This window comes from Roseomonas sp. SRI_022 (genome assembly GCF_057586215.1).
Genome location: NZ_JBYCZL010000046.1, coordinates 21,886 through 28,278, shown reverse-complemented (window position 1 = coordinate 28,278; position 6,393 = coordinate 21,886). Strand labels below are relative to the sequence as shown.

At 69.9% G+C, this 6,393-nt stretch carries 5 protein-coding genes and 1 pseudogene; all 6 read right to left on the bottom strand.

What is annotated here, in order from left to right; translation table 11 throughout:
* Positions 1-439: pseudogene (locus AC2YHJ_RS26905) on the bottom strand (hypothetical protein); the annotation flags it as partial.
* Between the two features lie 3 nt (positions 440-442).
* Positions 443-883 (bottom strand): ExbD/TolR family protein, encoded by a 441-nt coding sequence (locus AC2YHJ_RS26900; RefSeq protein WP_487399268.1) that lies wholly within the window; start codon positions 881-883, stop codon positions 443-445.
* 4 nt (positions 884-887) lie between these two features.
* Positions 888-1,715, bottom strand: coding sequence for a MotA/TolQ/ExbB proton channel family protein (locus tag AC2YHJ_RS26895; RefSeq protein ID WP_487399267.1), 828 nt, complete (start codon positions 1,713-1,715; stop codon positions 888-890).
* Positions 1,712-2,398, bottom strand: coding sequence for a Fe2+-dependent dioxygenase (locus AC2YHJ_RS26890; RefSeq protein ID WP_487399266.1), 687 nt, complete (start codon positions 2,396-2,398; stop codon positions 1,712-1,714). The genes AC2YHJ_RS26895 and AC2YHJ_RS26890 overlap by 4 nt, the downstream gene beginning before the upstream one ends.
* Positions 2,398-4,539: a TonB-dependent receptor gene (locus tag AC2YHJ_RS26885; RefSeq protein WP_487399265.1), complete on the bottom strand. Its 2,142-nt coding sequence runs from the start codon at positions 4,537-4,539 to the stop codon at positions 2,398-2,400. The genes AC2YHJ_RS26890 and AC2YHJ_RS26885 overlap by 1 nt, the downstream gene beginning before the upstream one ends.
* A 144-nt stretch (positions 4,540-4,683) precedes the next feature.
* The gene (locus tag AC2YHJ_RS26880) at positions 4,684-6,357 is read right to left on the bottom strand and encodes a M3 family oligoendopeptidase (protein ID WP_487399264.1); all 1,674 of its coding nucleotides are present in this window, start codon (positions 6,355-6,357) and stop codon (positions 4,684-4,686) included.
* Between the last annotated feature and the right edge of the window lie 36 nt (positions 6,358-6,393).

Below are 6,393 nucleotides of genomic sequence, written 5' to 3'. Positions count from 1 at the left end.
GCTCCGGCTCAGGCGGCGGCGGTTCCTCCGGCATCGGCTCGGGTGGCGGAGGTTCCGGCGGTGGCGGCGGCTCGGGCACCACAGGTTCAGGTGGCGGCGGTTCCGGCGGGGCGGGCTCGGGCGGCACCGGTTCAGGCGGGGGCGGTTCAGCGGCCGGGACGGGTTCCGGGCTCGGCGCCGCGGCCTCCTCCTGCATCGGTTCGCGGGATGGCGCCGGGCTTTCCTCGATGACCGGCTCGGCCAGCGCGACGATCATCGGTACTTCCTCCGGCGCCGCGAGGCTCGGGGGGGTGGCGGGGGAGAGCAGGAGGAAGCCCGCCAGCCCGCCATGGAGGAGCACCGCGGCGCCGAAGGCAATCAGGCGCAGGTTGCGGGGATCGTGCTCCGGCAGCGGCGCGGGCGGCTCCGGCCAAGCGGTCTTCGGAAGCGGCGCGGCCATCGCTCAGCGCGCGGCCCCGCCGGGCTCGGCCTCCGCGATCAGGGAGACGCGCGGAATACCCGCCGCCGTCACCCGGCCCATGATGCGCAGAACCTCTCCATAGGGCACCGCGCGGTCGCCGCGCACATGCACGGCGAGGTCGGGCTTATCCGCCTTCAGCGCCGCGAGGCGCGCGGAGAGCTGCGCTTCGTCGATGCGGTCCTCGCCGATATGGATCGTGCCCTCGCGCGTCACCGTCAGCACCACGGGCGGCGAGGGATTCGCCACGCGCGGCGCAGCGCTGCGCGGCAGGTCGACCGGCACGCCGGCGGTCATCATCGGCGCGGCGACCATGAAGATGATCAACAGGACCAGCATCACGTCCACGAAGGGCGTGACGTTGATCTCGGACATCGGGGCGGCGTCGTCATCCTCCCCGCTGTCGCCGCCGACGGACATCGCCATGGTGCTACTCCGCCGCGCGCGCGACGCCGCCGCGCGGCGGCCGGCCGGACAGCCGCGCGCCGGTGGCCGAGATGGCGGCGAGCGCTTCGGCCCGCAGCCCGGCGATGCGCCGCGCGATACGGTTGTAGCCGATCACCGCCGGGATGGCCGCGAACAGGCCGATCGCGGTGGCCAGCAGCGCCTCCGCGATGCCCGGCGCGACCACGGCGAGCGAGGTGTCGTGCATCTGCGCGATGCCCTGGAAGGACCCCATGATGCCCCAGACGGTGCCGAACAGCCCGACGAAGGGGCCGACCGCGCCGGTGGTCGCGAGGAAGGCGGTGCCGGATTGCGCGCGGCGGATGGCCGCGGACAGTGTCTCGCGCATCGCGCGTTCGATGCGTTCGCGGTATTCGCCGCGGCTTTCGTCGTGGTCGCGCCCTTCCGCCCATTCGCGCGCCGCGGCACGCTGCATGCGGGCGGCGAGGCCTTCGCCATTCGCCGCGCCGGGGTCGGCGGTGTTGGCCAGCTGCCGGATCTCGCGTTGCAGCCGGCCGAGCAACACCGCTTTCTCGATCATGATCGCCCAGCAGATGACGGAGGCGAGCACCAGCGCGCCCATCACCCCCTGCACGACCGGGCTCGCCTGGAGCACCAGGCCGAGCAGGGAATGGTCGGCGGCGAGCGCCTCGACCGGGCCGCCGGACGGTGCCGGCAGCGCGGCCGTCAGCGGCGCACCTGGCGGGGCCGATGCGGCAGGCGCCAGGCTGTCCACGGGCACAGCAGGGGCGCCGGCCGCGGCACCCTCGACCGGAGTGGGGATGGCGGCAGGCGTGGCGTTGTCGGGGTTCATGCGACCTCCGCCCATTGGCGCAGCAGGTTGTGATAGATGCCGGTCAGCGCGACCGGGGCCTCATGGCCTTCCGGCAGGTCGAGCGTGGCGGCGTTGATCGCCATGTCGAGGTCGAACAGCAGTCGCCGCTGCATGTCGTCGCGCAGCATCGACTGGATCCAGAAGAAGGAGGAGATGCGCGACCCGCGCGTCACCGGTTCGACGCGATGCAGGCTGGTCGCCGGATAGACCACGGCATGACCGGCCGGCAGCTTCACCCGCTGCTCGCCATAGGTGTCCTGAACCACCAGCTCGCCGCCGTCGTAATCCTCGGGCGGCGTCAGGAACAGCGTGCAGGAGACATCGGTGCGGATCCTGTGCGGCGTACCGCGGATCTGCCGGATGGCATTGTCCACATGCGCGCCGAAGGTCATGCCCGGGTCGTAGCGGTTGAACAGCGGCGGAAAGACGCGCTGCGGCAGCACGGCGGAGATGAACAGCGACGACCGGCCAAGCCCGTTCAGCACCATGTCGCCGAGGCGCGTGTGGAGCGGCGTCCCTTCGGCGATCTGGAGGTTGTGCTTGACCTGGGCCGATTGATGGCCGGCGGTCACGCGCCCGTCGGTCCAGTCGGCGGCGCGCAGGGCGGCGAGCGCCTCCGCCGCCTCGCCGGCCGCCAGGATGTCCGGGATCTGGACCAGCATCAGAACCGCGCCGAGACCGATGCGATGAAGGTGCGCCCGACACCCGGCACGACATGGCCGGTATAGACCGTGTCGTAGGTGCGGGTGTCGCCGACATTCAGGGCGTTGAGCTGGAAGCGCATGCCGCGCAGCGTGCCCTCGTCCGGCTGCCAGGACACCGCGGCGTCGAAACGGGTATAGGCGGGCACCTGCACGGTGTTCGTGGTGTTGCCGTAGCGCCGGTCGACATAGGAGAGGCCGCCGCCGAGCTGGATGCCGTGCGGCAGGTTGTAGGTCGTCCAGAGCGAAGCGGTGTTGGGCGCGACGTTGGCGAATTCCTTGCCCACCTCGTTCGCGTTGTTCGATTCCACGATCTCGGAATTCAGCCGGGTGTAGCCGACCATGATGTTCCATTCCGGCGTGATCTGGCCGACCGCCGAGACCTCGAACCCGTCGACACGCACGATGCCGTCCAGCACCTGCAGCGTGTCGTTGGCGGGGTCGGAGGTGCGGGCGTTGCGCTTCTCGATCCGGAAGACCGACCCGTTGAGGCGCAGCCCATCCATCAGGTTCCACGAGCCGCCGATTTCGTAGGTGGTCGCCGTCTCGGGTGCGAGCTGGGCGTTGTTCGCCGCGAGCGTCAGCGACTCCGCCGACGGGTTGAAGGACGTGCCGGCCGTGACGTAGGTGCGCACCTCGGGCGTCGGCTTGAAGATGAAGGCGGCGCGCCAGGTCGCCTGCTGGTCCGTGCGCTCGAAGATCTGGTTGGTGGCGCGGTTGGTCTGCTCGGCCTGGAAGGAGTCCCAGCGGCCGCCCAGCATGACCTCGAACATCTCGCCGATGCGGATGCGGTCGACACCGTAGATCGCGAAGGTGTTCGCCGTGGTCTTGATGTCCGAGGTGAAGGTCTGGTTGATCGTCCCCATCTGGTAGAAGTTGGGGAACAACAGGTTGGCGAGCGGCCGCCCGGTCTGGCCGAAGCGGGTGAGCTCGGCGGATTCACGCCCGAATTCCACGCCGGCGACCGCGTCGTGACGCAGGCCCCAGGTCTCGAAATTCACCGCCGCTTCGGTCTGGTTGACGATCAGCGAGTCGAAGCCGTTGCGCACCTGCGGCTGGCGGTTCACCAACGATGACGCGGTGATGCCGTTGGCGACCGTGTTGGCCACCAGGCGCGGTGCGGTGGCCGACAGTTCGCGACCGTAATTCGCCCAGCGGAAGATGTTGCGGACCGTGAAGTTGTCGTCGAAGCGGTGCTGCGCCGTCGCCGTGAAGACATCGGTCTGCGTGCGTTCGCGATCCGTCTGGTCGAGGCCGTAGAAGGTGCTGGTGGCGACCCGCAGCGGCCGACCCTGGTAATAGGGCACGCCGTAGTCGGGCATGTTGTTCTCTTCCTGGTGCAACCAGGACACCGTCAGCGTCGTCGGTGTACCCATGCCGAAGGTGATGGCGGGGAAGACGCCCCAGCGTTCGTTGGACACGTGGTCGCGCTGGGAGGCGTCGATATGGGTGGCCATGACGCCGAGACGGGCCGCGACCTCCCCCGCGCGGACATTGACGTCCGCCGTGCCGCGCACGCCGCCCGGGGTGTAGCCCGACAGCCAGACCTCGCCCTGCGTCGTCGCCAGCGGCTGGCGAGTGATCTGGTTGATCACGCCGCCGGTCGAACCGCGGCCGAACATGATCGATGACGGCCCTTTCAGCACCTCGACCGCCTCCAGGAAGAAGCTATCGCGCGTGTACTGGCCGGCGTCGCGGATGCCGTCGATGAAGAAGTCGCCGCGCGCGGAGAAGCCGCGCAGCGTGAGGTTGTCGCCGGAGAAGCCGCCCTCACCCGCCGCGAGGCTGATGCCGGTGACGTTGCGCAGCGCGTCGCGCACCGTGGTCGCGGCCTGTTCGTCCATGACGATGCGCGGGACGATGTTGACTGTCTGCGGGGCGTCGGCGGCGGAGAAGGGCGAATGCGGCAGCGCGATATTGTCGCCGGCCTGGTAGGGGGGGACGGGGGCGGTGCCCTGGACGCTCATCTCCGGCAGCTGCGCGGCACCGGCCGCCGGCGCTTCCTGAGCGAGCGCGCCGCCGCCGAAGCTCCCGACCAGGCCCACGCCCGCAAGGCCAATCGTCGGCGCGCGCATGGCGGCGCCCTGGGAACGGGACAACATGGATGACAAACCCCCGGTCGGAAACGAAGTGCGGCGCAACATATGCGATTGCGAGTGATTCGCAATAGCAAAATAGCGAAACAATCGCCATCGGGCGTTACAGCGCCCGCCTGGCCGTCCCGTCGCGAGGGATCTCGGGGGGCGCTAAAGCCCGAGAACGCCTGCCGCCTCCGCCACCGCCGCCTCCAGCGCGCCGGGCTGGAAGGGGGATGTCAGGCCCGCCGAGGCCACCAGCCCTTGGAAGGGCATCGACCCACCGCGCCCGCACAGCGCGACATAGGCGTCGAGCGCGCCCTTCGCGTCGCGCCGCGACCACACCCAGAACTGCAGCGCGACGCAGAGCGCGAGCGTGTAGTCGATGTAGTAGAATGGCGAGTTGTAGATGTGCTGCTTCGCCTGCCAGCGCCCGCCCTTCGTGGGATAGGCGAGATCGCCGTAGTCCGACCACGGCATGTAGAGCCGTTCCAGCCGCTGCCAGATCGCATGGCGTTCGGCGGGCGTCGCGTCGGGGTTGGCATAGACCTCGTGCTGGAAGTGATCGACGCAAACGCCGTAAGGCAGGAAGGCCAGCGCCGAGACCAGGTGCATGGCGCGATAGCGATCCGCCGCCGCATCCCCCACCAGCAGCCCCATATGCGGATGCGTCAGGTATTCGAGGCCCATGGAGTGGATCTCCGCCGCCTCCATGGTCGGCCAGAGGTAGTCCACGCCCGGCTGGGTCCGGCTTTCCCAGCACTGGAAGGCGTGCCCCATCTCATGCGTGAAGACGCCGATATCGTTGTGGGTGCTGTTGAAGTTGGCGAAGATGAAGGGGGCGCCGACGGACGGAAAGGCCGTGCAGAAGCCGCCGCCCGCCTTGCCCGGCCGGTTCTTCAGGTCGAGGAACCCGCCCTGTCGCATCGTGGCGTAGAAGTCCGACAGGCGCGGATCCATGCGCGCGAACATCTCCTCCGCCGCCATCACCAGCATGTCGTGGTCGCCGGCGGGCTTCGGATTGCCGGCGGGGTCGATCAGCGCCTCATCCCAATAGCGCAGGCGGTCCCAGCCATGTGTCGCGCGCCGCGCTTCGAGGATGCGCGCCACCAGCGGGGTGACGTGCTTCGCTACCGCATCCCGATACCGCGCGACATCGTCCGGACCGTAGTCGAGCCGGCGCATGCGGCGATAGGCGAGCGGCGTGAAGGTTGCATCGCCGAGCTTGCGCGCCATGCCGGTGCGCAGCCTGACCATCTCGTCGTAGATGGCATCCAATTCTTCCCCGTTGGCGGCGAAGAAATCCCAGCGCGCGGCCTCGGCCTCATGGCGGATCGTGCGGTCGGGGTCCTCGGCGAAGGGGGTGAGGCCGGAGAGATTCACCTCCTGCCCGCGCACCGTCATCCTCGCGCCGGCGAGCAGCGCGGTGTAGCGCGCCGACAGGCGCGACTCCTCCTCGGTCTCCGCGGCGATGGCGGGGTCGAAGGCGGTGATGTCGGTTTCCCACAGCGCGACGGCATGCGTGCCGGCGAGCGCTTCCAGCCCAGCGCGGTCGGGATCGGCGAGCAGGCGGCGCTTCAGCGCGGTCTCATGCGTCGCGGCCTCCGGCGCCAGCGCGTCGGCGTATTCGCGCGCGGCGACGGCGTCCTTGTCGGTGGTGTCCTGTGCGAAGGTCAGATGCACCAGGGACGACCAGGTGTCGTAGTCCCGCCGCGCCTTGTCCCACGCCGCCAGCGCCCCGGCGCGATCCCCGGCGTCGAGCCGCGCATCGATCGCGGCATGCTGCGCGGCGAGGCTGTCCTTATCGGGACGGGGGGCGGCGATCTCGGCGAAGCGGAGGGTCATCGGCGGGCCTGCATGTCGGGTTCGGCCGTCACCTCG

Excerpts from the sequence above, each read along its gene's own strand:
- AC2YHJ_RS26900 (WP_487399268.1), bottom strand. The coding sequence starts at position 883 with ATGGCGATGTCCGTCGGCGGCGACAGCGGGGAGGATGACGACGCCGCC.
- AC2YHJ_RS26890 (WP_487399266.1), bottom strand. The coding sequence starts at position 2,398 with ATGCTGGTCCAGATCCCGGACATCCTGGCGGCCGGCGAGGCGGCGGAG.
- AC2YHJ_RS26895 (WP_487399267.1), bottom strand. The coding sequence starts at position 1,715 with ATGAACCCCGACAACGCCACGCCTGCCGCCATCCCCACTCCGGTCGAG.
- AC2YHJ_RS26880 (WP_487399264.1), bottom strand. The coding sequence starts at position 6,357 with ATGACCCTCCGCTTCGCCGAGATCGCCGCCCCCCGTCCCGATAAGGAC.
- AC2YHJ_RS26885 (WP_487399265.1), bottom strand. The coding sequence starts at position 4,539 with ATGTTGTCCCGTTCCCAGGGCGCCGCCATGCGCGCGCCGACGATTGGC.